The 24,207-nt window shown below is 62.8% G+C and carries 24 protein-coding genes; 9 read left to right on the top strand and 15 right to left on the bottom strand.

Going from position 1 to position 24,207, the window contains the following annotated elements; genetic code table 11:
- Window positions 1–4: 4 nt before the first annotated feature.
- Genes AC1DMY_RS03440 through AC1DMY_RS03430 form a run of 3 tightly spaced genes read right to left on the bottom strand, consistent with a single transcriptional unit; the run spans window position 5 to window position 2,638 of the window.
- Window positions 5–1,576, bottom strand: coding sequence for a dienelactone hydrolase family protein (locus AC1DMY_RS03440; RefSeq protein ID WP_477163604.1), 1,572 nt, complete (start codon window positions 1,574–1,576; stop codon window positions 5–7).
- Window positions 1,577–1,615: 39 nt separating this feature from the next.
- Entirely contained in the window at window positions 1,616–2,236 is a 621-nt protein-coding gene (locus AC1DMY_RS03435) for an HAD-IA family hydrolase (RefSeq protein WP_477163603.1), read from the bottom strand.
- Between the two features lie 48 nt (window positions 2,237–2,284).
- Entirely contained in the window at window positions 2,285–2,638 is a 354-nt protein-coding gene (locus AC1DMY_RS03430) for a hypothetical protein (protein ID WP_477163602.1), read from the bottom strand.
- Between the two features lie 223 nt (window positions 2,639–2,861).
- On the opposite strand from AC1DMY_RS03430, the gene AC1DMY_RS03425 reads away from it, so the two are divergent.
- Window positions 2,862–3,914 (top strand): alpha/beta fold hydrolase, encoded by a 1,053-nt coding sequence (locus tag AC1DMY_RS03425; RefSeq protein ID WP_477163601.1) that lies wholly within the window; start codon window positions 2,862–2,864, stop codon window positions 3,912–3,914.
- Between the two features lie 21 nt (window positions 3,915–3,935).
- Window positions 3,936–4,301, top strand: coding sequence for a bleomycin resistance protein (locus AC1DMY_RS03420; protein ID WP_477163600.1), 366 nt, complete (start codon window positions 3,936–3,938; stop codon window positions 4,299–4,301).
- Between the two features lie 87 nt (window positions 4,302–4,388).
- Here AC1DMY_RS03420 and AC1DMY_RS03415 read toward each other — a convergent pair whose 3' ends face one another.
- Window positions 4,389–5,216, bottom strand: coding sequence for a transporter (locus tag AC1DMY_RS03415; RefSeq protein ID WP_477163599.1), 828 nt, complete (start codon window positions 5,214–5,216; stop codon window positions 4,389–4,391).
- 175 nt (window positions 5,217–5,391) lie between these two features.
- Here AC1DMY_RS03415 and AC1DMY_RS03410 point away from each other — a divergent pair, with 175 nt between their 5' ends.
- Window positions 5,392–5,580: a DUF1737 domain-containing protein gene (locus AC1DMY_RS03410; protein ID WP_477163598.1), complete on the top strand. Its 189-nt coding sequence runs from the start codon at window positions 5,392–5,394 to the stop codon at window positions 5,578–5,580.
- A gap of 68 nt (window positions 5,581–5,648) precedes the next feature.
- Here AC1DMY_RS03410 and msrA read toward each other — a convergent pair whose 3' ends face one another.
- The gene (msrA, locus tag AC1DMY_RS03405; RefSeq protein ID WP_477163597.1) at window positions 5,649–6,158 is read right to left on the bottom strand and encodes a peptide-methionine (S)-S-oxide reductase MsrA; all 510 of its coding nucleotides are present in this window, start codon (window positions 6,156–6,158) and stop codon (window positions 5,649–5,651) included.
- A gap of 658 nt (window positions 6,159–6,816) precedes the next feature.
- On the bottom strand, window positions 6,817–7,212 hold the full coding sequence (locus AC1DMY_RS03400) for a hypothetical protein (RefSeq protein WP_477163596.1): 396 nt from the start codon (window positions 7,210–7,212) through the stop codon (window positions 6,817–6,819).
- A 276-nt stretch (window positions 7,213–7,488) separates the two neighbouring features.
- On the opposite strand from AC1DMY_RS03400, the gene AC1DMY_RS03395 reads away from it, so the two are divergent.
- The gene (locus AC1DMY_RS03395) at window positions 7,489–8,877 is read left to right on the top strand and encodes an Hsp70 family protein (protein WP_477163595.1); all 1,389 of its coding nucleotides are present in this window, start codon (window positions 7,489–7,491) and stop codon (window positions 8,875–8,877) included.
- A 24-nt stretch (window positions 8,878–8,901) separates the two neighbouring features.
- On the top strand, window positions 8,902–9,363 hold the full coding sequence (locus tag AC1DMY_RS03390; protein ID WP_477163594.1) for a hypothetical protein: 462 nt from the start codon (window positions 8,902–8,904) through the stop codon (window positions 9,361–9,363).
- A gap of 58 nt (window positions 9,364–9,421) precedes the next feature.
- Here AC1DMY_RS03390 and AC1DMY_RS03385 read toward each other — a convergent pair whose 3' ends face one another.
- The 5 genes from AC1DMY_RS03385 to AC1DMY_RS03365 form a co-directional block, all read right to left on the bottom strand.
- Window positions 9,422–10,552, bottom strand: coding sequence for an SRPBCC domain-containing protein (locus tag AC1DMY_RS03385; RefSeq protein WP_477163593.1), 1,131 nt, complete (start codon window positions 10,550–10,552; stop codon window positions 9,422–9,424).
- On the bottom strand, window positions 10,549–10,932 hold the full coding sequence (locus AC1DMY_RS03380; RefSeq protein ID WP_477163592.1) for an ArsR/SmtB family transcription factor: 384 nt from the start codon (window positions 10,930–10,932) through the stop codon (window positions 10,549–10,551). The genes AC1DMY_RS03385 and AC1DMY_RS03380 overlap by 4 nt, the downstream gene beginning before the upstream one ends.
- Window positions 10,933–11,055: 123 nt before the next feature.
- Complete coding sequence (locus AC1DMY_RS03375; protein WP_477163591.1) at window positions 11,056–12,375, bottom strand: hypothetical protein; 1,320 nt, start codon at window positions 12,373–12,375, stop codon at window positions 11,056–11,058.
- A 166-nt stretch (window positions 12,376–12,541) separates the two neighbouring features.
- Complete coding sequence (locus AC1DMY_RS03370; protein ID WP_477163590.1) at window positions 12,542–13,654, bottom strand: glycosyltransferase family 4 protein; 1,113 nt, start codon at window positions 13,652–13,654, stop codon at window positions 12,542–12,544.
- The gene (locus AC1DMY_RS03365) at window positions 13,651–14,358 is read right to left on the bottom strand and encodes a polysaccharide deacetylase family protein (RefSeq protein WP_477164183.1); all 708 of its coding nucleotides are present in this window, start codon (window positions 14,356–14,358) and stop codon (window positions 13,651–13,653) included. Before AC1DMY_RS03365 ends, AC1DMY_RS03370 begins: the two co-directional genes overlap by 4 nt.
- A gap of 281 nt (window positions 14,359–14,639) precedes the next feature.
- Here AC1DMY_RS03365 and AC1DMY_RS03360 point away from each other — a divergent pair, with 281 nt between their 5' ends.
- Entirely contained in the window at window positions 14,640–14,957 is a 318-nt protein-coding gene (locus AC1DMY_RS03360) for a hypothetical protein (RefSeq protein ID WP_477163589.1), read from the top strand.
- Between the two features lie 317 nt (window positions 14,958–15,274).
- Here AC1DMY_RS03360 and AC1DMY_RS03355 read toward each other — a convergent pair whose 3' ends face one another.
- The 4 genes from AC1DMY_RS03355 to AC1DMY_RS03340 all read right to left on the bottom strand — a co-directional run bounded on the left by AC1DMY_RS03355 (window position 15,275) and on the right by AC1DMY_RS03340 (window position 21,793).
- Window positions 15,275–15,943: a glutathione S-transferase family protein gene (locus AC1DMY_RS03355; protein ID WP_477163588.1), complete on the bottom strand. Its 669-nt coding sequence runs from the start codon at window positions 15,941–15,943 to the stop codon at window positions 15,275–15,277.
- 443 nt (window positions 15,944–16,386) lie between these two features.
- Entirely contained in the window at window positions 16,387–19,854 is a 3,468-nt protein-coding gene (locus tag AC1DMY_RS03350) for a methylmalonyl-CoA mutase family protein (protein WP_477163587.1), read from the bottom strand.
- A gap of 200 nt (window positions 19,855–20,054) precedes the next feature.
- Window positions 20,055–20,987 carry an alpha/beta fold hydrolase gene (locus AC1DMY_RS03345; RefSeq protein WP_477164182.1) on the bottom strand — a complete coding sequence of 311 codons (933 nt, stop codon included), beginning with the start codon at window positions 20,985–20,987 and terminating at the stop codon, window positions 20,055–20,057.
- Entirely contained in the window at window positions 20,984–21,793 is an 810-nt protein-coding gene (locus tag AC1DMY_RS03340) for a TetR/AcrR family transcriptional regulator (RefSeq protein ID WP_477163586.1), read from the bottom strand. Before AC1DMY_RS03340 ends, AC1DMY_RS03345 begins: the two co-directional genes overlap by 4 nt.
- On the opposite strand from AC1DMY_RS03340, the gene AC1DMY_RS03335 reads away from it, so the two are divergent.
- From AC1DMY_RS03335 to AC1DMY_RS03325, 3 genes are all read left to right on the top strand, one after another.
- A complete protein-coding gene (locus AC1DMY_RS03335) occupies window positions 21,783–22,109 on the top strand; it encodes a YXWGXW repeat-containing protein (RefSeq protein ID WP_477163585.1) in 327 nt (108 codons plus the stop codon). The two genes, AC1DMY_RS03340 and AC1DMY_RS03335, sit on opposite strands and share 11 nt — an antisense overlap.
- A 211-nt stretch (window positions 22,110–22,320) precedes the next feature.
- Window positions 22,321–22,680 carry a YXWGXW repeat-containing protein gene (locus AC1DMY_RS03330; RefSeq protein WP_477163584.1) on the top strand — a complete coding sequence of 120 codons (360 nt, stop codon included), beginning with the start codon at window positions 22,321–22,323 and terminating at the stop codon, window positions 22,678–22,680.
- Between the two features lie 254 nt (window positions 22,681–22,934).
- Window positions 22,935–24,038, top strand: a complete 1,104-nt coding sequence (locus tag AC1DMY_RS03325; RefSeq protein WP_477163583.1) for a Glu/Leu/Phe/Val dehydrogenase dimerization domain-containing protein — start codon at window positions 22,935–22,937, stop codon at window positions 24,036–24,038.
- Window positions 24,039–24,207: the final 169 nt, after the last annotated feature.

The raw sequence follows: 24,207 nt of genomic DNA, 5'->3' as shown, positions 1-24,207 counted from the left end.
CGCGTCAATGCGCGGTGTTGGTTGCCTCAAACTTCATCGCGGCTGCGATGATCTTGTTATGAGGGTCGAGCTTTAACGCCTGCCGAAAGCTTTGCACGGCGGCCTGTGGCTGATCCGCCAACTCATACGCTTCTGCGAGGGACATCCACCCATCGACGCTCTTGGGATAGACATGCACCCAGAGCTTGCAGACGCCTAGGGCGTCCTTGCTTCGCGCAAGATCCGATAAAGAGGAAAACCAGGCGCCGAAGGTATCTTCGTTCACCTTAAAAGCAGGATGTTGCCTGGTGTAAGCCGCATAGGTTTCGATGGACCGGTCAAACCCGTCCCTCTGCAGCGCCTGCGCAAGGGCAGCCACGGAAGGGCTTGGCCCCACGGAGGCCCGGTGCCGAATCGTGAGCGTGCCCGCGGGGACGCCGACCGCGTCCGATGCGGCGCTCATGAAGGCCTTGGCGCTTGCATCACCCTTCAACACGTCGTCCAGAAATTGCTGTGTGTAGCGGGCTACCCAGGCGTAACTCTCGTTACGTTCGTCGAACGTGGTGTGGACCGGCCCGAATCGGCCGGGAAACCGCGAGCTATCGCTGCACAAGTCGTCATGCGTCAGCTTGAGCAGGCCGACTTCGGTCACGTCCGCGTGGCGGATGCGCGCGAGAAAGCTGCCGGGCTTGGAGTCTTTACCGGGAGCAAGCGGGTCTTCCTGATCGGCAAAGAAGAGCAGCGGAACTTGGATGCGATCGGGCGTGATGTCCGGCGCTGCGGCGAGGACCTTGGGGAAGTAGCGAACCGACCCGTCGAGGTCGACCAGTGCGCGGATGCGGCTGTCGTTGGCGGCGGCAAACGTGCTGGACATGCCGCCCCAGCTGTACGCCACCACGCCCACCTTGGCCGTATCGACCTGAGGCAATGAGGCCGCATAGCCGATCAGAAATCCGATATCGGCCGCCTGGGCGCGCGAGTTTTCCACGTTGTCGGCGACATGGCCGTCTGTCATGTAGCGCACGTGCGCGCCGTGCGAGGGGCTGGCAATGACCACGTAGCCGTGACTCGCCAGGTACTCGCACAAGCTGTCGTTCTCGTAGGCCGATGAGCTATCACTAGGTGCATAAATGACGAGCGGAAACTTTCCCGTGGCCACTGGGGCGTCGCCCGTGGCATGCACCGGTTCTGCCATGACGCGCGAGATGTCTGCGGGGAGATAGCCGCGCGAGAGGTAGGCGCGCATGGAAGCCTCGGCAATGCGCTGACTTTCGCCGTGGCCCAGGTCGAAGCGATCTTCGAAGCCGCCCAGATGGACGTAGTCGGCATACAAAAGGGGGCGTCCCGCCGATGCGGCCGGGTACCAGATCAAGGTTTCGATGGGCCGGCCCTGGGGAGTTCGGTCTGCCTCGCCCGTCACGGCGTCGACACCGGGGCGGTAGCTTCGGCTCATGTCGTACTGCTGTACGACCTTGAACCCCACGTCATAAGGCCCGTAGGGCGCCGTGAACCGGAAACCGTCGGCAGCCCAGGCCGCCTGGCAAACCATGAATACGACACACGAAGCCATCCATCGCATCGCGTTACGTCCTTTCATCAGTGTGGAAAATTCGTTCGTGGACTCAGGCAGCACGACTCAGCCACTACCAATGCAGGCTCCCAATGCTGCCAGCTCGCGGCTCAGGGCCTCCACATCGTTCTTCGCGTCATCATGGAACACCCCATGCATGCCTAACGCACGGGCCGCACGCAGGTTGGCCTCGCTGTTGTCGATGAAGATGCTTTCTTGGGGTGCTACTGCTGCGCGGGAGAGCGCATGCACGAAGATATCCCGCGTGTCCTTCGCGCTACCCACTTCCGAAGAGACCACGATGGGATCGAACATGACATCCAGCTGCTGGTGCTGCCTGAGATGGTCCATGCGCTCCTGCCGGTTGTCGGTGATGATGCCGACCGCATGGTTGTCCTTCAGCCGGCGCGCCAATTCGAACATGCCTGCATTCACGGGCGTGCTTTCGAACGCGGCCAGCAACAAGCCGATGTCCAGCTCCTTGCCGATGGCCTGGCAAGCCTCGCTCCAGATCTGCGCATGAGTCACCCGGCCCATGATCAAGTCGCCGATATAGGGTTGGAAAGCGGCACCGATGGTTGACTGCGCGATGCCGGTAGCTGCGCTCAGATAGCGGTCGGTGGTGAGCGTGCCACTTTTATCCGTGGTTAGCACGCCGTCGTAGTCGAAGAAAATCGCCTTGATCACCCTGCTCTCCATGTTGCCTCGGAACTGTTGCGGAATGATAAAGCCGGTCTACTCTCGAAACGAGCCACGAAGCGCTTCACGCAAGTATCGGGCGAACGACGTTGCCTTCCGCAGCAGGGTACCCAGTGGTTCATCGGATACGTAGGCCGTTCGAAAGAATTCCAGCAACTGATCGCGAGAGATCACCAGTGCGACGATCAACTGCGTTTCCAGTATCGCGAGAAATACGTCGATGCCAACCGAGTCGATATAGATCGCCGTGGGTGCGGATTCCGGGTGGCAGAACAGGGCCAGGACCACGATGGTCGTCACTACGCCGATCAAGCACCCACGCACGTCTTTGCGCCGCCATTCGGCGGCCAGTGCTGCGGGTGTAAACCACTGCGGGTCCAGCCAGGCCATATCCCCTCCCTGTTGCCAGCTAAGCGTTGAACGAACGCCCCTCTCCCAGCGCCACCATGGAGGCACTCGGCCGGCAACAAAAGGGGCCAGGGTCGTTTTGTATCCCAATGTATCGACGGGCCTGTCTGGTACACGAACTTTCAAATCCCCGGCACCCCCACACAGAGCAGACACAGGGGCATGATCTTCTATGCGGGCACACCAACCCGCAGGGAGATGCTTCATGTCGGACCAGATCAACCAGCAGCGCCGGACCTTCCTCGGAGCGACGGCCATGGGGCTCGCGATCGCCCCATTCGGTCTCGCGTCGCTCGCCAGCGCACAGACGGCCAAACCAGCAGCCGCCGCAGTCAAGCACAGCATCACGGGCGGCGGTACGTCGTTCAAGCCGCTCAAGCATGTGAAGGCGGGTGTACTGGACGTGGCCTATGCGGAAGACGGCCCGGCGAACGGCAAGCCCGTGCTGCTTCTGCATGGCTGGCCGTATGACATCTACAGCTTTGTCGACGTGGCGCCCATCCTTGCCGCTGCCGGTTATCGCGTGATCATTCCCTACCTGCGCGGCTACGGTGACACGCATTTTCTTTCGGCGGATACCAAGCGCAATGGCCAGCAGGCCGCACTCGCTGCCGACGCCATCGCACTGCTGGATGCGCTCAAGATCGACCAGGCCGTCGTCGCCGGTTTTGACTGGGGTGCCCGCACGGCGGACATCCTGGCCGCGCTGTGGCCGGCGCGCTGCAAGGCGCTGGTGTCCGTCAGCGGCTATCTGATCGGCAGCCAGGAACTCAACCGCGCGCCGCTGCCGCCCAAGGCCGAGCTGCAGTGGTGGTATCAGTACTACTTCGCCACCGAGCGCGGCGAAGCAGGCTACGCCAAGTACACGCACGATTTCGCCCGACTGATCTGGGAACTGGCCTCGCCGCAATGGGCGTTCGATGACGCCACCTTCGCGCGCTCGGCCACCGCCTTCGACAATCCCGACCAGGTGGCCGTGGCCATCCACAACTACCGCTGGCGCCTGGGCCTGGCCGAAGGAGAGCCACAATACGAGGCGATCGAAAAGAAACTCGCCGCGCTGCCCACGATCGGCGTGCCGACGATCACGTTGGAAGGCGATGCCAACGGCGCGCCGCACCCGGAACCGGCCGCCTATGCCAAAAAGTTCACCGGCAAATACGAGCACCGCTTGGTGACGGGCGGGATTGGCCACAATCTGCCGCAGGAAGCGCCCGAGGCATTCGCCAAGGCCGTGATCGACGCCGACCATCTCTAAGCCATCGCCAAGGAGCGCGCCATGCCCGACATCATCGCGTCAACGTTCGTATTGGCCGTGACCGACCTGGAGGCATCGCGGCGTTTCTACATGGACAAGCTTGGTTTTGAAGAGAGCCTCCGCGTCGATGGCTGGTCTTTCCTGCAACGCGGTGCCTGTCGCCTGCGCATCGGCGATTGCCCGGATGCAGAGCCGATCTCCCGATGCCAGGATCACTCCTGGTTCGCCTATCTCCATGTGCGCGATGCCGCGGCTCTCTATCAAGAGCTGTTGTCGAAGAACGTACCGATCTGGCATGCGCTCGACGACAAGCCGTGGGGCATGCGCGAGTTTGCCATCGTGACGCCCGATGGCCACCGCATCGTGTTCGGCGAAGAACAACGCTGAGTGATCGGGTACTCAGCCACAGCACAGCGCTGACGGCTAAATCGCTTTCATCCGATGAGGACCGCGCTGTCCAGCCAGTCAGCCGTCTTACTTGGGAAACAGCAACGTCACCACCGCGCGATAACCCCAACCGTGCGGACTGGTGGCGCTGCTGGCCGCCCAGTAGCGCACGCCGCCGGTAAAACTCACCGGCAACTTGCCCACCTTGGTCAGTTTGGCCACGGTGAAATTCAGCGGCACCGCCGCCCGATGCGCGTGCCAGTCATAGGTGGATTCGGCATTCACGCCATAAGTCCAGGCGGTGGGCGTGGTGTAGGACAGGAACGGCTGGAAGAACAGGCTGCTCAGCGGAGCGCGGTCGCGATTGTTTTTCACACTGGCAATCGACCATATCTGGTTGGTCAAAAAACCGTACGTGAAACCCTTCGATTGCTTGAGCAATACCAGCGTGGGGCCCAATCCCCACTTCTTCGCGCCCAAGAGATCATCTGTGGCCGTGGGCAACAGGAAGGCAGGGCCGGCGCCCCAGATGATGCCGCCGGCGCCCGGCGCCTTGGGCGAAAAAAACAGGCTCTGCGTGATGTCGCCGATGCCCGACTGGCTTCCGGCGCCGGGCGAGATGTCGGCTTGGCTGGTCACGGGAAGAATCGTGCGGGAGATCATGTTCCAGTCGTCGCTGATGGAGATCGGCACCACCGGCTGGATGTTCATGGTCAATCGGTGTCCGCGTTCATCGGGACCGATCTTGCTGTCGTAGTTGAACTGGAAGGGCGCACTGATCAGCGATGCCACCGGGTTCGACAATTTCTTGGCCAGATCGGCGGAGTCGTTGGCCGCTGCCTCGTCCGCTGCCGATTGCGCCTGTGCGACGAAGCAAACCAGCGCAAGCGCCAACGAGAGATGTCGATATCGCAAGGCGCTCTCCGTCTCCGGTCACATGACTGGTACTGTCCTTTGCGGCTCGCAGGAAGTACATGCGGAGAACTACGGGGGACCCCTACGTGGTTTTACCTAGTGCACAGTCAGGTTGAGCCTTGCCCTGCGTACACTGACGGACAGCCGCAAATTCACAACCTGGAGGACCCTCCGCATGTCCAAGACGCCACCCGATGGCCTGCCGCGCTACCGCCTGCTCACCGGCAAGGATGACGCTGCCTTCTGCCAGCGCGTTTCCGAAGCACTGGCGCTGGGCTACGAACTCTACGGATCGCCCGCGGCCACCTTCAACGGCGAACATGTGGTGGTTGCCCAGGCCATTCTTTGGCCCAGGCACGCCTAGCGGCAGGCCGCGCATGGGCCCAAAAAAAAGGGGCGGCCGCATGGACCGCCCCTCTGGTTACTCGCGAATTACTGCGCGCGCCTGGGCAGCTTCCACTCCGCTCGCGGAAAGTGGCAGGTGTAGCCGTTCGGAATGCGCTCCAGATAATCCTGGTGTTCCGGCTCGGCTTCCCAGAACGGGCCGGCAGGCGTGACCTCGGTGACCACCTTGCCCGGCCACAGGCCCGAGGCGTCGACATCGGCGATGGTGTCTTCTGCGACCTTCTTCTGCTCGTCGCTGAGATAGAAGATGGCCGAGCGGTAGCTCATGCCCACGTCGTTGCCCTGGCGGTTCCTGGTGCTCGGGTCGTGGATCTGGAAGAAGAACTCCAGGATCTGGCGATAGCTGATCACGCTGGGATCAAACACGATCTCCAGGGCTTCGGCGTGCGTGCCGTGATTGCGGTAAGTAGCGTTGGGCACATCGCCGCCGGAATAGCCCACGCGCGTGGACAACACGCCCGGGTAACGCCGCAGCAAATCCTGCATACCCCAGAAGCAGCCGCCAGCCAGGATCGCCGTTTCGGTTTTCGTGCTCATGTGTTGGTCCTTCCCATAGGTGACAGTGGTGCGTGGTGGGCCGGCATGCAGGCAACCAGAGAAGCCGCATCGCACTTGCGTGCGCCGTTCAACGGCGCCATGTCGCGATGACCGACCCAGGCGACAAGCGCCCGAAAACTCCCCAACGCAGCTGACATCCAATGTGGTGTTTGGCGCCGGCGTTCTCAAGCGGGGACCTCAGCCGACCACGTGGCCACCCTGCCCCTGGGCGATTTGCTCTGGGGCGGTGACTGGACTTGGGTATCGCCGTTTCGCCTTCTGTCGATTGAAGCCACTCAGCCATCATGAGCCGCCAGTAGTCCCATCCCTACGACACCCGTCCTGTGCCACATGGGGAATGGCGCAGCGGCCGTGATGGGCGCAATGTGCACCCCGCTTCAGCAGATGCCCGCTCAGGCCGACGACCCGATGACCTCGACGGTCAAGCCAATGAGCGCGTTCTACGATCAGCTCGCCGGAATGCGGCTGACGCCCGGCCGCGACATCGCACATGCTTATAACCCGGGGGTTGGGTATGTGCGATCGCCGCGGCGCTGCCGGGGTACCGCCCATGTCACGCGCCGCAAAGTCTGCGGCGCGCGATTGCCTTCAGGCCAACCGTCCTGACTCGCGCGCTGAAGCTGCCGATGTCAAAGGGTCAACGCGGCTCGGCGACGGCTAATTGATAGGCCTGGGTGTTGGCGTTTTCCAAGGCGATCGCATTGGCGCGATGGCCCTTGTCATGGCCAGCCTTGGCACGCGCCCCATTCAACCACGGCGCTTCGTAGCCAGCGCCTGCGTCGATAGCCTTCAGCGCAAACAGAACACGGGTGTCGCTCAGCAGCGGGGCATGGACGCCTTCCTTCACCGCGTGGTGGCGAACCGGAGCCTGCGCCACCGCGACAGCATGGTATGGCCTCGATGCGTTGGCCATATACAGCGGCTCATCCAGCGCCTGGGTTCCCACCCACACCAGCGGAACTACCAGGACAGCCGAGGCGATCAACCAGTCCCGCAGGCTGGCGCGCAGTTTTGCATCATCGGAATGAGACATCTGAGCCGTCTCCTTTGATAGACCCAAGGACGCAACAACGGGCCGCTTTGACTGCCTGGAATCTGCCGGGATATCCACGGACCGTTCACAGGCGCTGAAAGCCAGCCCTCAGACTAAGGTTAGCGAAAGATAACGACGACGCCGTGACGCGGGCGTTTCTGCGTCTCTACACCATCGGGCCAGCCTCGTTCGCAGGCAGCATGAGACGCGCTACACCGGCACGTATTCGCCAGACCTGAGATAATGGTTGATTGCCCTTAAGCGCGCGGCTTCTTTATGCACATCGGCATCGACTTCGGCACCAGCTATTCGGCAGCCGCGGCCATCATCGGCGGCGAACTCACGCTCGTGCGCTTCGGCGCCGCCGAGCAGTTCCGCACGGCCGTGTATTTCCCCGAGCTGGTGCCTGACCCGAACGACTTCGAGCTCACGCCTGAGCTGGAAGCCCAGATGGACGCGCATATGCGCTCGGCCCGCCTCGATCTGCGCCGGTTGGCGGCGGCAGGCAACGAGGTCGTCAGATCGGATGCCGATCTGCGCCGCGACGCCTTGCGCGTGGTGCGCCGCCAATGGATGGAAGAACAGGCACGCGCCGCCACCGCCTCGGTTGCCAGCTTCCAACATGCGCTGTTCGGCGAAGATGCCGTGGAAGGCTATCTTGAAAGCGGCGGCGGCAACCTCATCGAATCGCCCAAGTCGATGTTCGGCTATCGATTGGACCCGCAGGTGCGCAAGGTGATCGTGCACATTGCTACGCATATCCTCGAACACATTCGTCTTACCGCCAGTCGCCAGTTCGGCGAGGCCGTGCGCGGCGCGGTGATTGGACGCCCGGTGGAGTTTCGCAGCTCGATGGGCGCAGCCGGTTCCGAACAAGCCATGGAGATTCTGCGCGAAGCGGCGGCTGCAGCGGGTTTCGACGAGGTGAGCTTTCTGGAGGAGCCGGCCGCAGCAGCGATGCATTACCACAAGAGCCTCAGCGACCGGCAGCACGCATTGATCGTGGACATCGGCGGCGGCACCACCGACGTGACACATGCAGAGCTGGGCGGCGACGCCTCGCCGTTCATCGCGCGAAACTGGGGTCTACCCAAGGGCGGCACCGACCTGGACGTGGGCGTGAGCCTGCACAGTTTCATGCCGCTGATGGGCAAGGACATCGTGCGCATACCGCAGCACCAGTTCGTGGAAGCGGCCAGCGTTCACAACCTGCCCAAGCAGCGCGAATTCCGCAAACAGAACTACCGCCTGGTCGCTGCGCCTTATGGTCCGCGCCTGCGCGCCCTGCAGGAACTGGGCGCCACCACGCGACTCAATCAGACGGCCGAACGCACCAAGATCATGCTGAGCGGCGACATCACCTATCGTGCACCGCTGGATTTCATCGAACACGGCCTCGCTGTGGATGCCACGCGCAGCGATCTGGATACAGCCATCGAGCCCTTCCTCATCCAGCTGGAGCGCACACTCACCATCGTGCGCGACGACCTGGCCGCCCTGCCCGCCAGCGTCTTTCTTACCGGCGGCACCTCGCGCTCGCCCCAGGTGAAGGCACGCGTGCAGGCGTGCTTTCCCGAGGTTCCCCTGGTGCACGGCGATCCGTCGCTGGGCGTGGTGTCGGGGCTGGCGGTGGCGGCGAGCGAGGCGATTCGCGCAGAATGCTGATCGTCATCGAACAGGGACAGTGCGGTGAAAATGCAGAAGTGGACAGGCACACCGGAGTTTCTACTGATCTGCCTGCTGGCCGCCGGCGTCGGATTGATCTTGGTCGCAGGCTATCGCAGCGCACGAATGTACTTCCTCGTGGGCGAATTCGTGGTGCTGTCCTCTCATACTGAGTGCCCTGCGCGCAATCACTGCGTACAGCACTATTCGGTGCGCACGCCGGACGAAGAAAGTGCCATCGACTTCGTTCCCTTTGACGATGAGTTCAACGGAGGCGCCTTGTACCAAGGCGCCTCCATGATCAAGCGCAGCACGGGGTTCGACTACACCGTCAACGGTGTTACAGAACGCTGGCCGTTTCTTCTGAAGCAGGTCGCTCTGTTTATTGCCGGCATCGCGGGCCTGATCGGTTTTATCGCCCTATCCGGACCACGCTATCTTCGCTGGAGTGCGGATCGGGGCGCCGAACCTGAACGTGGGAACTGAGCCTGCATGACATGTATTCCGCCAGCGCGCGTAGCTTCCACCCCACAACTATCCATCGTTATGCAGCGCTCGCCTGGCGCAGGGGCGTGACGTTGGAGGCGGCACGATCGGCATCGACGGCAGCCTCCGCCGCAACGAAACTTGGCCGCGCCTGTATCACCTGCATGGCCCGCTGCACGTTCCGATATTTCGCCAACAAGCCCGGACCTTCCGGCGTCTGCGCCAGCGAGTACAGCAGCGGTGCGGCGAGATAGTCGGCGATGCACGGCCCGTTGCCGACCAGGAAATCGCGCTGTCCGTAGCCTGCATCCAAAGTGGCCAACAGGCGGTCGATATCGGGCAACGCGGCGTCGATGATGGCGCGATCAGGTTGGGGACCCGATGGGAACATGTACTGCAGGATGAAGCGTGTGACGATGGCGTCGTAGCCATAGTCATCCAACACGCTGTACCACTGCTCGGCCCTGGCGCGCGAGGTGACGCCGCTGGTGGGCAGCAGATCCGGTCCATCGAAGGCTTCGTCGATGTAGCGCAGGATGGCGCGCGTTTCGTAAAACTGCAGCGGGCCGTCGTACATGGCCGGGATGCGGCCGAACGGATGGATCGCATCGGCCTCGGCCGAATGCGGCGCCACCGACACGAGCGAGTACGCCACGCCCTTCTCCGCCAGCGCCATGCGCACGGCACGCACGTAAGGGCTGATTGGACTGCCCACCAACACCACAGAGCCGGCCGAGCCATCCGGATCGAGGTAATCCGCCAGTCGGTTGAAGACGGACGTCCAACCCTGGTTGTGGTCGTCGCGCACGGCGGCATCGGGGAAGCCGGTGTGGCGCATATGCAGCTGGGTGCCGCCATCCTTCTCGGTCAGCGTCACCTCGATCAGCGTGGCGCGCGCAGCGATGTCGCCTTCGCCATCCCAGGCCCAGGTATAGGCGAGGAACGAGGGGCGCTCGATCACTTGGTAGGTGCCGCTGGAGCCGTGCACGGTGCCGTCCTTCTTCACCATGGTGACGCGGTAGCGTCCGCCCACCCGCACATCAGTCGCCACCTCGCCCACATGCAGGCCGCGCGGGCAGTGCCATGCGGCAAGCGCAGATTCATCGGTGAACGCGTCGAACACTCTCTCCCGCGGCGCGCGGATGAAGCGGGTCATTTCCAGCTCGAACGTTGCAGCTTGCGTGCTCATGGCTTTTTCCTCGGTACTCGTGGGGCGCCTTTGCCACGCTTCTTCGCATCGGCGCGATGGGTCTGTTCGACAAACTCGACCAGTCGATCCAGGCTGTCTTCCCAATGACGGCGATAAGCCTCCAGCCAATCGTGCGCGTCATGCATGGGCTCCGCCCGGAGACGGCAGATACGCCAGCGGGCGTCCACTTCCCTTGCGATCAGGCCGGCGCCCTCCAGCACACGCAGGTGCTTGGAAATAGCTGGTGCGGACATGTCGAAGGGTTCGCCCAGTTCACCGACGGTGGCGTCGCTCCTGGCCAGGCGTGTCAGGATCGCGCGTCGCGTCGGATCGGCCAACGCGCTGAAGGTGAGCGACAAGCTGTCTGGGGTAGTGGCCATGATCGTCAATTAACCACTTGGTTAATCGACAGTCAAGCGTTTTCTTGTCGCGACTTTGTGAACACGCGGCCGATGCAGACCGTGGGATGGCGATGGCGGCCATTCGCCGCCATCGCAGGTCGATCAGAACTTGTACGAGATCATCACGCGGTTGTACGTGAACGACTCATTGCCCGGATTGAGGTTGGCGATGCCGCCCACCGAGCGCTCCCAGCGATCGCGCAACTGCAGACCTTTGAGCACGCTATCCATGTTGTAGATGATGTCGAAGTACACGTCATGGCTATTGCCGCGTTCAAGCGAGGTGTACTTGGCGTAGGCCGCCACCAGCTGCAGTTTCTTGTCGAAGAAGTTGTATTGCGCGCGGCCCTTCCATGCGTGCCCTGGACCGATTTCGACGAGTCCACGGATCATCGACGTGGTGAACAGCGGATCGGTCGCGTAATTCACCGTGTACGGCGAAATGAGCGCGCCATTGCCGACCGCGCCGGATTCGCCTTCGAGCTTGTTGTACGAAAAATCAATGCGGCCGTCATAGATCGACGTACCGATGTCCGCGCCCCACGCCTCGGCCTTCACCCGGTCGCCCGCCACGCCCACCAGCTTGGTATGGGTCTGCACGAGGATGTTGTCGCTGCTGCTGTTCTCTTCGAGCGCCTGCACGGCGATAAAGGGATTGAACGGCGTGCCGGTGGTGAATGTATAGCTGCCGTTGACGTAGCCCATCCGCGCGAAGCGGAGGAAATCGTAATACCAGGCCTCACCCTTGAAGCCGCCGCTGGTGTAGTTGGTGCCCGCGGCCCAGGTGCCATTGGCCTCCGGCGCGGTGAGCGGCAACGCGCCGTTGTTGCCGTACATGGAATCGCCGCTGTACTTCGACGGGTAGTACAAGTTGTCGTCGTACATACCGTTGGAGGTGCGGCTCTTCCAGCTGAAGGTGCGGATCGCAAAGATGTTCCAGTCTTTCACCGGCGTGAATTGCGCCAGCGCGGCGTTGTACGACGAAGGAATCACGCGCGAATCGTTACCGCCCATCCACGGTGTATTGAGATACTGATAGCCGCCACGGAACAGAAACCAGTCGCGCTTGAATTGCAGGTAAGCCTGACTCCAGGCACCCAGCGAACTGTTAGGGCCCATCAGCGAGGTGTCGACCTTGGCGGGATTGTCGTCCTTGGTGCCCAGCATATTCGCCGTCACGAACGAACCGCCGACACTGAATCCACCCCAGAACGCACCCGTCTGTGCGTTGATCAGCGCAGCCAGTGAAAGCGCATGCGCGTCTGGCGTGGTGGGTGTCTCGTAGAGGCGGTCGAAGTCGTAGAGACGCAACTCACCATCGACGTGGCCGTTGGTAAAGATGTCGTTGAAGCTATCGCCATCGGCATGGGCGCCGGTGGCGCATACGGCGAGGGCCAGGGCAACTGCCAGCTTGCTGCGCATATGATTCTCCCCACATGAGCGTTCAGGACCAACCGGCGCGCACGGCCCACCCTGCCGGCGCTATAAAGCCAGAGTGTAGACGGTTTATGACAACTAGATGACAGTCCAGGCGGACGCCTATATGAGCATTTGCCATGACCTCATGGACGTAAGTTCTTGAGGCTGCTCAGGTGGCGATGTGATGCAGGTGCCGCGCCGGTGCGCCGCCAAAGCGCAGCAGCCATTCGAAATCTCGTGCGACTGCCACATTGCTGAAACACTCCATCACATGGACCCGTGCCGCAACGCCCATGCGGCGGGCCAACTCGGGATCGCACATGGTCAGGATCGCATCCCGCCACGAGGCGATGTCGCCTGGCTCGATCAGGTACCCGGTAACACCATCCTCCATGGTTTCCGGAATGCCGCCGATGCGGCTGCCAATCACCGGCACACCGCAAGATTCCGCCTCGATGGCCACGCGGCCGAATGTCTCGGGCTCCACCGAAGGAAAGGCCAAGAAGGAGAATGCCTGGCAATAACGCACCGTGCTGTCCACCCAACCGGTGAAGTGATGCCGCGTCGCTGCGCCGCCCTGCTCGGCCATGCCATGCAGCACGTATTCTTCCGGACCATTACCCACCCACAGCACATGCAGTCGCGGCTCCATGGCCATGGCGGCGTTGGCTGCCTGCATGAGCTGTGCGACACCCTTGCCGCCATGCATGCGCCCGGCGTAGCCCATCACGATGGCGTCCTCCGGTATGCCAAATTCGCGACGCACCTGCGCCTGACGTTGCGGATCGGGTCGATAGAGGCTGGTGTCGACCGGGTTATACGAAATATGCACGAGTTCCGGCGGCACGCCGCGCGCGAGATAGGCATCTCTGGCGTAGTCAGACACTGCGATGAAGCGCTGCGCCAGCCGCGGCACGCCATACTCGGACACCTTGCTCATGCGCGGATTGCGATGGCGGAACAAGGCCACCGGCGTACCGGTCAGCCGTCCGCAGGCAATCAACGGCCAGTATTCCTTGCCGAAGTTGCCGACCAGCCAGTCCGGCGCGAACGGTACAATGCGACGAAGCACGGCGGCATAGCCGCGCTGGTCGAATGCATTGCGGAACGAGCTGGGAAATACGGGAATACGCGCCGACTGCATGCCTGCGCCGATCATGCCCTGCCGGGACACAATGCTTTCCACCTGATGTCCAGCCTGCGACAGCGCACGCGCCAATGCCACAAAATGAGTGGCGGCTCCCGTGTTTTCGGGATTGGTGCCAACAAAGAGCAGCTTCATGCGCGCCTGTCCTCATAACGGGTGAGGACCTTCGCTGCCACCTGGGGCAGTAGGTGATGGCGTGCCACCTGGATGCGCGGAAGTCGCCACAGATCGGTCGCATCGCCGGTGCTCACGCGGCCGCGATCGGTCGTGGTCGCAGCGTCGTAGCCGGCGTTGCGGGCGGCATGCACCGCACGCTCGTCGTAGTCGCCGTACGGGTAGCAGAACTGCGTCACGCCGAAGCCGAGGCGATCTTCCAGCTCGGCCTTGCTGCCATGGATTTCGTCGTGCTGCTGCTGGTCCGTGCACTGGCTGAGCCGCACATGCGTGCGCGAGTGCGCGCCCACCTCCATGCCACCGGCACGCCATGCGCGCAGCTGCTCGACGGACATCAGCGGCTTGCGGATCCCGAGCTTCTCGCCGTCCCAGGCGTTGTACTGGCCGATGTAGCCGCTCACCGCGTAGCACGTCGCGGTGAAACCGTAGCGACGCAGCGTGCCCAGCGCGGAGTCAAGATTGTCGACGTAGCCGTCGTCGAGGGTCAGCACGGCCACCTTGCCGACGCGATCGCCGCGCAGGTAAGGCATGGCGTCGGACATCGACAAGCCGCGATAACCAAGCATTCGCAGCATGGCCAACTGTCGAGAGAACGCAGCGGGCGACACATACAGACTGCGGTAGACGTTGATGCCCTCAGGCACCATCGCAATATTGTGATACATCAGGATGGGGAGTTTCACGACACGCCTTCGACTGCAGGAACGGGGATAGGTGTGTTCGTGTTACTCCGCGAGAGCTGCGAATACCTTTCGCTTGCTTGCGTCGACTTGTCGCTTCACACGGCGTTTTAACCGCAGGCGCCTGTAACTGACAAAAGACTTTCGCGAGCATGAAGCTCGGCTGTCTAACCCATGCCTGTCGCCTCGAAAGATGGACGTCCATCCCACAAGAGACAGGGCCTTGCTTGCGACCTGACTCAGCGTTGCATCGCACGATCCGACGAATGGCGGTGTCGCAATCTTTACGCGATTTATATGCAGCCGGCGGCTGCGCGATATCGATTCTTTACGAATCGCCTGACGACAATAGCGACATGGCGATTCACACAAACCGCTCCCGCGCTATCGGATGGCGAACTGCCGGCATGGTGTTGTCGGCGCTGCTGTTCGCGCTTTCCATCGTTGAACTGATCTTGCGACCGGGCGGCGACGCGGCCGTATGGCGTGGCCTCGCCCTATCGTCGCTCTATCTGCTGATATGCCTGAGCCAGCGCCGCCTGTTCGCCCCCGCGCGAACGCGACACAACCGGCGGATGCGGTAGCAGGAACTCACGCTGTAAGCGGATTCGTCCCATCGGCGTTCTCGATACGGCCAGCGGTTGATTGGCGCCCAGGCGTGTCGATGAGATCAGGAAGGCTTGCAGCCGGGCGGCCGCAGGTCGGGTGAGCGGGCAGCAACCATGTACCTGCGGCACCGGTTGCAAACCTTCCTGATTTCGTCGCATCGAAATCCGGCGACGTGGCGCAAGGAATGCGCTCTTGCAGGCTCAGCCGTGTGCTTGGGCAGGGTCATCACCAACCCGCCCAAACGCAGACCCCCGGCTGGCCCATGCAAGAGCGCACTCTTTGAACCACGCACTCAAGCCAGCGTGTAAGGACCGCCGCGTTCCAGCGCGCGTCGATACGCCGGACGTTGCTGCACGCGTTTCACAAAGGCGGCAATGTGCGGAAGCTTGCTCTTCAGTCCGCTGCGCGCGATGGCGGCTTCCATCGGAAAGCTCATCTGTATGTCCGCCGCGCTGAACTCACTGCCGACAAACCAGCCGGTTTGCGCCAGCTCGTTGTTGACGTAATTCAAATGCAACGCCAGCTGCGGGTCGACAAAGGTCGACTGCAGCTTGTTGGCAATCTGTCGTGCGATGGGCTTGGCGAAGAACGGCATGGGCGCGGTAGCGATACGCGACGCCACCAGCTTCAGCAGCAGCGGCGGCATGGCTGAACCCTCGGCGTAGTGCAGCCAATAAGTAAAGCGCAGGCGCTCAGGCATATCGGGCAGCGGAGCCAGGCGACCCGTGTCGTAGCGATCGACCAGGTATTCGATGATGGCCCCCGACTCCGCGATGATCTGCCCGTCGTCCTCAATCACCGGCGACTTCCCCAAGGGATGAATCGCCCGCAATTCCGGCGGCGCCAGCATCGTCTTGGGATCGCGCTCGTACTTGCGCAGCTCATACGGCACATCCAGCTCTTCCAGCAGCCAGAGCACACGCTGGGAACGGGAGTTGTTGAGATGGTGAACGATGAGCATCGATGTCGCCAGCGAGGAGAAAACCGGAGGCTAGCATGGCGGTGGATGGCTGGGTGTGCGGGAGAGCGCGGTGGCCAGCGGTGAACGTAGTCCGTCCAATCGCTGTGCCAATGCTCGGCCACTAGAGCTTGTCTGTCGGAGCGCGCCCTGTGCGCGACAGCCACGCTGCGGTGTACCGCTCCGTAGGTTTGTCGCGCACAGGGTGCGCTCCCACAAAGACCCGACCGGCAATTTGATCCGCCATCCACAGGCCTGCGTTCCCCCCCCGGTCGCGGTACCGCGACAACTGAGCGCCGAGACTCTGGGTCCCGGCCTGCGCCGGGACGACGAGTTGAAACTTGCGTGCACCGCGATGACGAGCCAAAAAAAAAGCCGCCCCCATCGGAGCGGCTTCATGCGATTTGCCCCGCCCCCAATCGAGAGGGAAAAGGCAAATCCCTTCCTTACATATTCCGCCGATACTCCCCACCCACGTCATACAACGCGTGGCTGATCTGCCCGAGCGAGTTGTACTTCACCGCCTCGATCAACTGCTCGAACACATTCCGGCGATCACGCGCCGTCTCCTGCAACACCTTCAGGCTCTCCGGCGCCAGCCCGTTACGAGCCTTGCCGAACGCCAGCACGTTGTCGATCTGCTGGCCCTTCTCGCCTTCGGTGGAGCGGATCAGTTCGATCTCGGTGGCGATCTCGCCGCCGTGATCCTTCGGCAGGAAGGTGTTCACGCCGATCAGCGGGAGGCTGCCGTCGTGCTTCTTCTGCTCGTAGTACATCGACTCTTCCTGGATCTTGCCGCGCTGGTACATGGTGTCCATCGCGCCGAGCACGCCGCCGCGCTCGCTGATTGCCTCGAACTCCTTGTACACCGCCTCTTCGACGATATCGGTCAACGCATCCACGATATGGCTGCCCTGCCAGGGGTTCTCGTTGAAGTTGAGGCCCAGTTCCTTGTTGATGATCATCTGGATCGCCACCGCGCGACGCACGCTCTCTTCGGTCGGCGTGGTGATGGCTTCATCGTACGCATTGGTGTGAAGGCTGTTGCAGTTATCGAACAACGCGTACAGCGCCTGCAGCGTGGTGCGGATGTCGTTGAACTGGATTTCCTGAGCGTGCAGCGAACGGCCCGAAGTCTGGATGTGGTACTTCATCATCTGGCTGCGCGCGCTGGCGCCGTAGCGCTCGCGCATCGCACGCGCCCAGATGCGGCGGGCCACACGACCGATCACGGTGTATTCCGGATCCATGCCGTTGGAGAAGAAGAACGACAGGTTTGGCGCGAAATCGTCGATGCTCATGCCGCGCGCGAGGTAGTACTCGACGATGGTGAAGCCGTTGCTCAGCGTAAAGGCCAACTGGCTGATCGGGTTCGCGCCGGCTTCGGCGATGTGATAGCCGGAGATCGACACCGAGTAGAAGTTGCGCACCTTGTGGTCGACAAAATACTGCTGGATGTCACCCATCATGCGCAGCGCGAATTCGGTGGAGAAGATACAGGTGTTCTGCGCCTGATCCTCTTTCAGGATGTCCGCCTGCACCGTGCCGCGCACGTTCTGCAGGGTTTCTTCCTTGATGCGAGCGTAGGTGTCCGCATCCACCAGCTGATCGCCGGTGATGCCGAGCAGTCCAAGGCCCAGGCCTTCATTGCCCTTGGGCAGCTCGCCGGAATACTGCGGACGGCCGTTCGGGAACATCGAGGCGATCTTCTTCTCAGCCGCAGCCCAGCGCGCCGGATCTTCCTTCAGATACTTCTCGACGTTCTGGTCGATCGCGGTGTTCATGAACATCGCGAGGATGATCGGCGCCGGACCGTTGATGGTCATCGACACCGAGCTGCTCGGCGCGCTGAGATCGAAGCCGGAGTACAGCTTCTTCATGTCGTCGAGGGTGGCGATATTGACGCCGGAGTTGCCGATCTTGCCGTAGATGTCCGGACGCGGCGCCGGGTCTTCGCCGTACAGCGTCACCGAGTCGAACGCGGTGGACAGGCGCGTGGCCGCACCGCCCTGGCTCAGGTAGTGGAAACGGCGATTGGTGCGCTCGGGCGTGCCCTCGCCCGCGAACATGCGGGTGGGATCTTCACCGGTGCGGCGATACGGATACACGCCGCCGGTATACGGGTAATAGCCAGGCAGGTTCTCGCGCATCAGGAAGCGCAGCAGGTCGCCCCAGTCCTTGGTCTTGGGCGGCGAGACCTTCGGGATCTTCTGGTGGCTCAGCGATACGCGGTAGTTCTCCACGCGGATCACTTTGTCGCGCACCTTGTATTCGTTGACCTCGTCGGTCACCGACTTGTAGCGCTTGGGCCAGTCATGCAGAAGGTGGATCGCTTCGTGGCTGAGTTCCTTGATCGCCGCGTTATAGCGCTGACGCAAGATCAGCAGCGTGCGATCGGCACCCTCTTCGTGCAGCGCTTCGGACTCATAGCGAGCCAGTTCGCGCGGCAGATGCGCATCGCCAAGGTCCTTCAGCGACTCGTAGTAATGCTGCGCCTTGCTGGCGAATTCCGCCTCGTGCTCGATTTCCTTGTTGATGCCGCGGCCCTGCTCGGCGATCTCGGCGAGGTAGCGCACGCGGCTGCCCGGAATGAGCACGGTGGCGCGCGGTTCCTTCAGCGTGGTGTCGAGCTTGGGCGTCCACTTCTCCGCCGGCAGACTGAGCTTTTCCCGCATCAGGCGGCACAGGTTGCTGAACATCCAGGTCACACCCGGATCATTGAACTGGCTGGCGATCGACGGATACACCGGCACCTGCTCGTCGGTGAGCGTGAACGCGGTGCGGTTGCGCTTCCATTGCTTGCGCACGTCGCGCAGTGCGTCTTCCGCGCCACGCTTGTCGAATTTGTTGAGCACGATAAGTTCGGCAAAATCGAGCATGTCGATTTTCTCGAGCTGGCTCGCCGCGCCGTAATCGCTGGTCATCACATAGGTGGGGAAGTCCACCAGGTCGACGATTTCCGAATCGCTCTGGCCGATACCGGCGGTTTCGACGATCACGAGGTCGTACGGCTGCGCCTTGAGGAAATCGATGCAGTCGCGCAGCACGGCGCTGGTCGCGGCGTGCTGGCGTCGCGTGGCCATCGAGCGCATGTACACGCGATGGCTGCGCAGGGAGTTCATGCGGATGCGGTCGCCCAACAGCGCGCCACCGCTGCGACGACGGGTCGGATCGACGGCGAGCACGGCGATGCGCATCTCGGGGAACGAGTGCAGGAAGCGCAGCAGCAGTTCGTCCACGACGGACGACTTGCCCGCGCCACCGGTACCGGTCACGCCGAGCACCGGCGTCTGCTTGCCGGCCATCTTCCACTGCTTGCGCAGGTGTTCCAGTTCGGCTTCGGCCAACTCGCCTTCTTCGATGGCCGAAAGCACGTGGCCCACGGCGATCTCATTGCCGATGTCGACCATCGGTGTGATCGTGTGAGCCTCTTCTTCCTTCGCACGCTTCACCGCGGCGGCACGCGTGCGATGCATCACGTCTTCGATCATTTCGGTCAGGCCGAGCTTCATGCCGTCGTTCGGGTGATAGATGCGCTCGACGCCGTACGCCTGCAGCTCGCGGATTTCTTCCGGCGTGATGGTGCCGCCACCGCCGCCAAACACACGGATGTGCGAGGCATGCTGTTCCTTCAGCATGTCGACCATGTACTTGAAGTATTCGACATGGCCGCCCTGGTAGGACGACAGCGCAATCGCATCGGCGTCTTCCTGCAGCGCGGCGCGTACCACGTCTTCCACCGAGCGGTTATGACCCAGATGGATCACCTCGGCGCCCTGCGCCTGGATGATGCGACGCATGATGTTGATGGCGGCGTCATGGCCATCGAACAGGCTGGCCGCGGTGACGAAGCGCAAGGGGCGGGTCTCCGCATGGGCGGCGCTGGCGGAAACGTGCTGGGCGGGGGAACTCATGGGGACTCCGGGACTGCGGGTGCGTCGGACCCACCATTTTAATGGATGGTTGCGTTTGGAACATGTTGCGGCGCGGAGGAGCACTGATTGGCAACGGATTTCAGGGTTCCGGCGAGGACCGTGCGCCGAGGTATCGTGCGAGGTCTGTCGCGCACAGGGTGCGCTCCCACAACAGGCGCCCCTTTTGCGCGACTGGCCCCTCAATCGACTCCGAACGGCAGGTTCGGCGAAGACACCACGCGTTCGCCGACGTTCTCGCCTCGCAGGAAGGCCAGCGACACCTCGATCACCTCGGGTGCGTCCAACACCTTGTGATGCCCCAGCCCCTGGGTGGTGAATAGCCGGGCGCCGCGCCAATGACGCGCATAACGCTCGCCTTCCGCCCACGGCACGTCGTGATCGTCCATGTCATGCACGATCAGGCCCGGCTGCCCCAGCGACGGCAAATGACGATGCACCTGCAGGTCATGAATATTGATACCCGTCATCGCCTCTAGCCCGTCATGCAGGCGACCGCTCAAATGCTGGCCCAGGCGCACGAATTGCGTGAAGCGCTGGGTGGCCGCCACCGGATCGGCGGCGGGCGCGATCAGGATCAGCTTCTTTGCATGCCATGCCTCACCCTGGGCCATCGCCGCTGCAGCGCCGCCCAGCGAATGGGCGATGGTGAGCGCGGCGTTGCCGAAGTGACGGCCCACTTCGCGCACGGTCTCGATGAAATCGGGCAAGGTGCAGTGGCGGCCGTCGCTCAAGCCATGGGCTGGCTGATCGAACGACACCAGCGCGTAGCCCATGTCGCGCAACGGCTTGACCCATGGCAGATAACGCAGGCCGAAGCTGGACCAGCCGTGCACCAGCAGCACATAAGGCTGGCGCGACGGGTCACCCCACACATACGTCGCGATGCGCTTGCCGTGCACGTCGAGCTCGCCGCGTTGCATGTCCTGATCCGGCTTGGCTGCCTGCGCGCGGGCACGACTGCTGGCGAACGGCGTCACGAAGATGCGGACCGCGCCTTTGACCGCGCGCTTCGGCGCGATGCGGCTCACTAGCGCAAAACCGGCGCGCACCACGCCCAGCTTGAAAGCCCCGGGTCCACGATGAGGCTTTGCGGGAGTGGTTTGGCGGTTCAGGGCGTGGTCCTCCGCTCAGCTTGCGGGCTATTGCTGTTGATGAGGCGCTCGAAACCCGCCAGCGTGTGTCGGCGTGCTTCATCGAATCCGAACAGGCCCGCGTCGTGGTGCAGGCCCAGCATGAGTGCGTAGATCTCAAAAGCGAGCTGCGGAGGGTCGGTATCGTCGCGCAGCTCGCCATTCGTCACGGCGTGCTCGATCGCACGGCACATCTCCTGCCGCCAGCCTGCCTGTTGCTTGATCACCACGTTGCGCAGGGCACCCTCGCGACCGTCGTATTCACTCGCCGCGGTAAGCAGCACGCAGCCGCTCTGGTATTCCTGCGCCCATGCCACCCAGTTGGTGACAATGGCGCGCACCCGGGCAAGCCCGCGTGGCAACTTCAGCGCCGGCCATTTCACGTTCTGCAGGAAGCGCAGTTGCCCCGTTTCCAGTACGGCCAGTTGGAGGTCTTCGCGCGATCCGAAATGGGCGAACAGGCCGCTCTTGGACATGCCCACGTCCGCGGCCAGCGATCCGATGGACAGCCCTTCCAGACCGTCGCGGCGCGCCATGTCGTAGGCGTGATCGAGGATGAGTTCGCGGGTGGCGGCGCGCTTGCCTGGGGTCGTAACGTTCATGGTCGATAAAATAGCACGACCGTTCGTTCTTTTCGCGTCAAGAAGCTGAATGGATCGCAGCGAATTGCCGGCGCGAACCTGAACGAGCCGGACCGAGGCGGTCAACAGGGCAAGGAAATACGCCGTTCCCCGTCGTGAGGCCGCGGGGTGCGGCCGATAACCAAGGAGACTCTTCATGCTGAGCATTACCCGCAAACTCGCCCTGCTCGCCGCTCTTGGCGTCGCCAGCGCGGGCGCCATGAGCTATGCCCCGACCGCCGCGGCTGGCGTGGATGTCTCAGTCGGCATTGGTGTCGCCCCGCCGGCACCGCGTTACGAGGTCGTCCCGCCGCCGCGTGCGGGCTATGTTTGGGCGCCGGGCTACTGGCGATGGGATGGTGGCCGCCATGTCTGGATGGGCGGTACCTGGGTACGCGCCCGCCCCGGTTACGTTTATCACCAGCCGCATTGGGAACACGCCCGCGACGGCTGGCGCATGCACAACGGTTATTGGGGCCGCTGATTTTCTAGCTTCTTGCGGGCGGCGCAATGCCGCCCGCGTCGCTATTCGAACCGCTCATTCCCGCTGACTGCATCGAGCCAGGGGCGATCGCAAGTATTTGCCGGTAAAGAAAAAACTCTGCGCTCTCACGAAAGCTGATGCACAGCTTTGCGCGTCATGGTTCCGCGCCGCCGCTTTCTTCATCCAAACAGAGGCCACGTCATCTATGTCGATGTCTACGACCATTCGTTTTGCCGCACTTGCCGCCGTCATCATGCTCGCCAGCGGCTGCGTGGTTGAACAACCCGCGCCGCGTCGCCGCCCCGTCATCGTCGAACAACCGGCGCCGGCGCCGGGCTATGTCGAAGTGATTGCCCCGCAGGCGCCGCCGACCGTGCTCGTGGAAGAAGAACCAGCGCCGCGCCCGGGCTATATCTGGGCCCGCGGCTACTGGCACTGGAACGGTCGCAAGTACGTCGCCATGCGCGGCCATTGGGAACCGGCACGTCCGGGCTATCACTATGTGCATCCGCACTATGTGCAGCGCGGCGACGGCTGGCACTTGAGCGTCGGTGTGTGGGCCCAGGGCTAAGCAGCAGCGGCCGTGGCGACCGCGTTTTGAGCAGGTCGCCATCGGATCGCAAGCCCATACGGACGCGCTTTGATGCGCCGCGGCACCAGTGCCGGCCCGCCGCGTATTAGAATTGGGAACTCGATTCATCGCCCCAGCCCTGCTGGGGCGTTTGAGTTTCAGGCGTTTTCAGCCTTGGCGGGTCCGCGCTGCACCGTACCCGCCGCCATTCCGGCGTGCCGTCCCCGGGCACACAACTTGGAGTTTCCGTTCCAATGATTTTCGAAACCATCGCCAAAACGGGTCACGAAGAAGTCGTCTTCTGCCATAACAAGGACGCTGGCCTGAAGGCCATCATCGCGATCCACAACACGGTGCTGGGCCCTGCGCTCGGCGGTCTGCGCATGTGGCCGTACAAGACCGAGCAGGACGCGGTGAACGACGTGCTGCGCCTGTCGCGCGGCATGACCTACAAGAACGCCGTGGCCGGCCTGAACCTGGGCGGTGGCAAGGCGGTGATCATCGGCGATCCGAGCAAGGACAAGTCCGAGGCGCTGTTCCGCGCGTTCGGCCTGTTCGTCAACTCGCTCAACGGTCGCTACATCACGGCCGAAGACGTCGGCATCGACGTCAACGACATGGAATACGTGTTCCGCGAAACCGAATACGTGACCGGCGTGCACCAGGTGCACGGCGGCTCGGGCGACCCGTCGCCGTTCACCGCGTTCGGCACGCTGCAGGGCCTGATGGCTGCGCTGCAGGTCAAGCACGGCAACGAAGACGTGGGCAAGTACAGCTACGCCGTGCAGGGCTGCGGCCACGTGGGCAGCGAGTTCATCAAGCTGCTGCGCGAGCAGGGCGCCAAGGTGTTCGTCACCGACATCAACAAGGATGCCGTGCAGCGCTGCGTCGATGAACTCGGTTGCGAAGCGGTGGGCCTGGACGAGATCTACGACGTCGATGCCGACGTGTACTCGCCGTGCGCGCTGGGCGGCACGCTCAACGAGCAGACCATCGACCGCATCAAGGCCAAGATCATCTGCGGCGCGGCCAACAACCAGCTTGCCACCGACGCCATCGGCGACGAACTGCAGCGTCGCGGCGTGCTGTACGCGCCCGACTATGCCGTCAACGCCGGCGGCGTGATGAACGTGTCGCTGGAAATCGACGGCTACAACCGCGAGCGTGCGATGCGCATGATGCGCACCATCTACTACAACCTGGGCCGCATCTTCGAAATCTCCAAGACCGAAGGCGTGCCGACCTACAAGGCGGCCGACCGTCTGGCCGAAGAGCGCATCGAAGCGATCGGCAAGATCAAGCTGCCGAGCATGGGCCATCATGGTCCGCGCTTTGCTGGTCGCATGCGCGGCCAGTAAGCACTCGCGGCAGGTTTGAAGAAAACGCCGGCCTTGTGCCGGCGTTTTTTGTTGGCCCGCGACCACCTCCTGTGGGAGCGCACCCTGTGCGCGACTGCTCGTCGGATCGGTTTTCGCGCAACCCGTCGCGCACAGGGTGCGCTCCCACAGGAAAGAGGCGGCGTCGTAT

The organism is Dyella sp. 01L423 (assembly GCF_056399945.1).
This window is presented reverse-complemented; position numbering and strand designations above follow the sequence as displayed.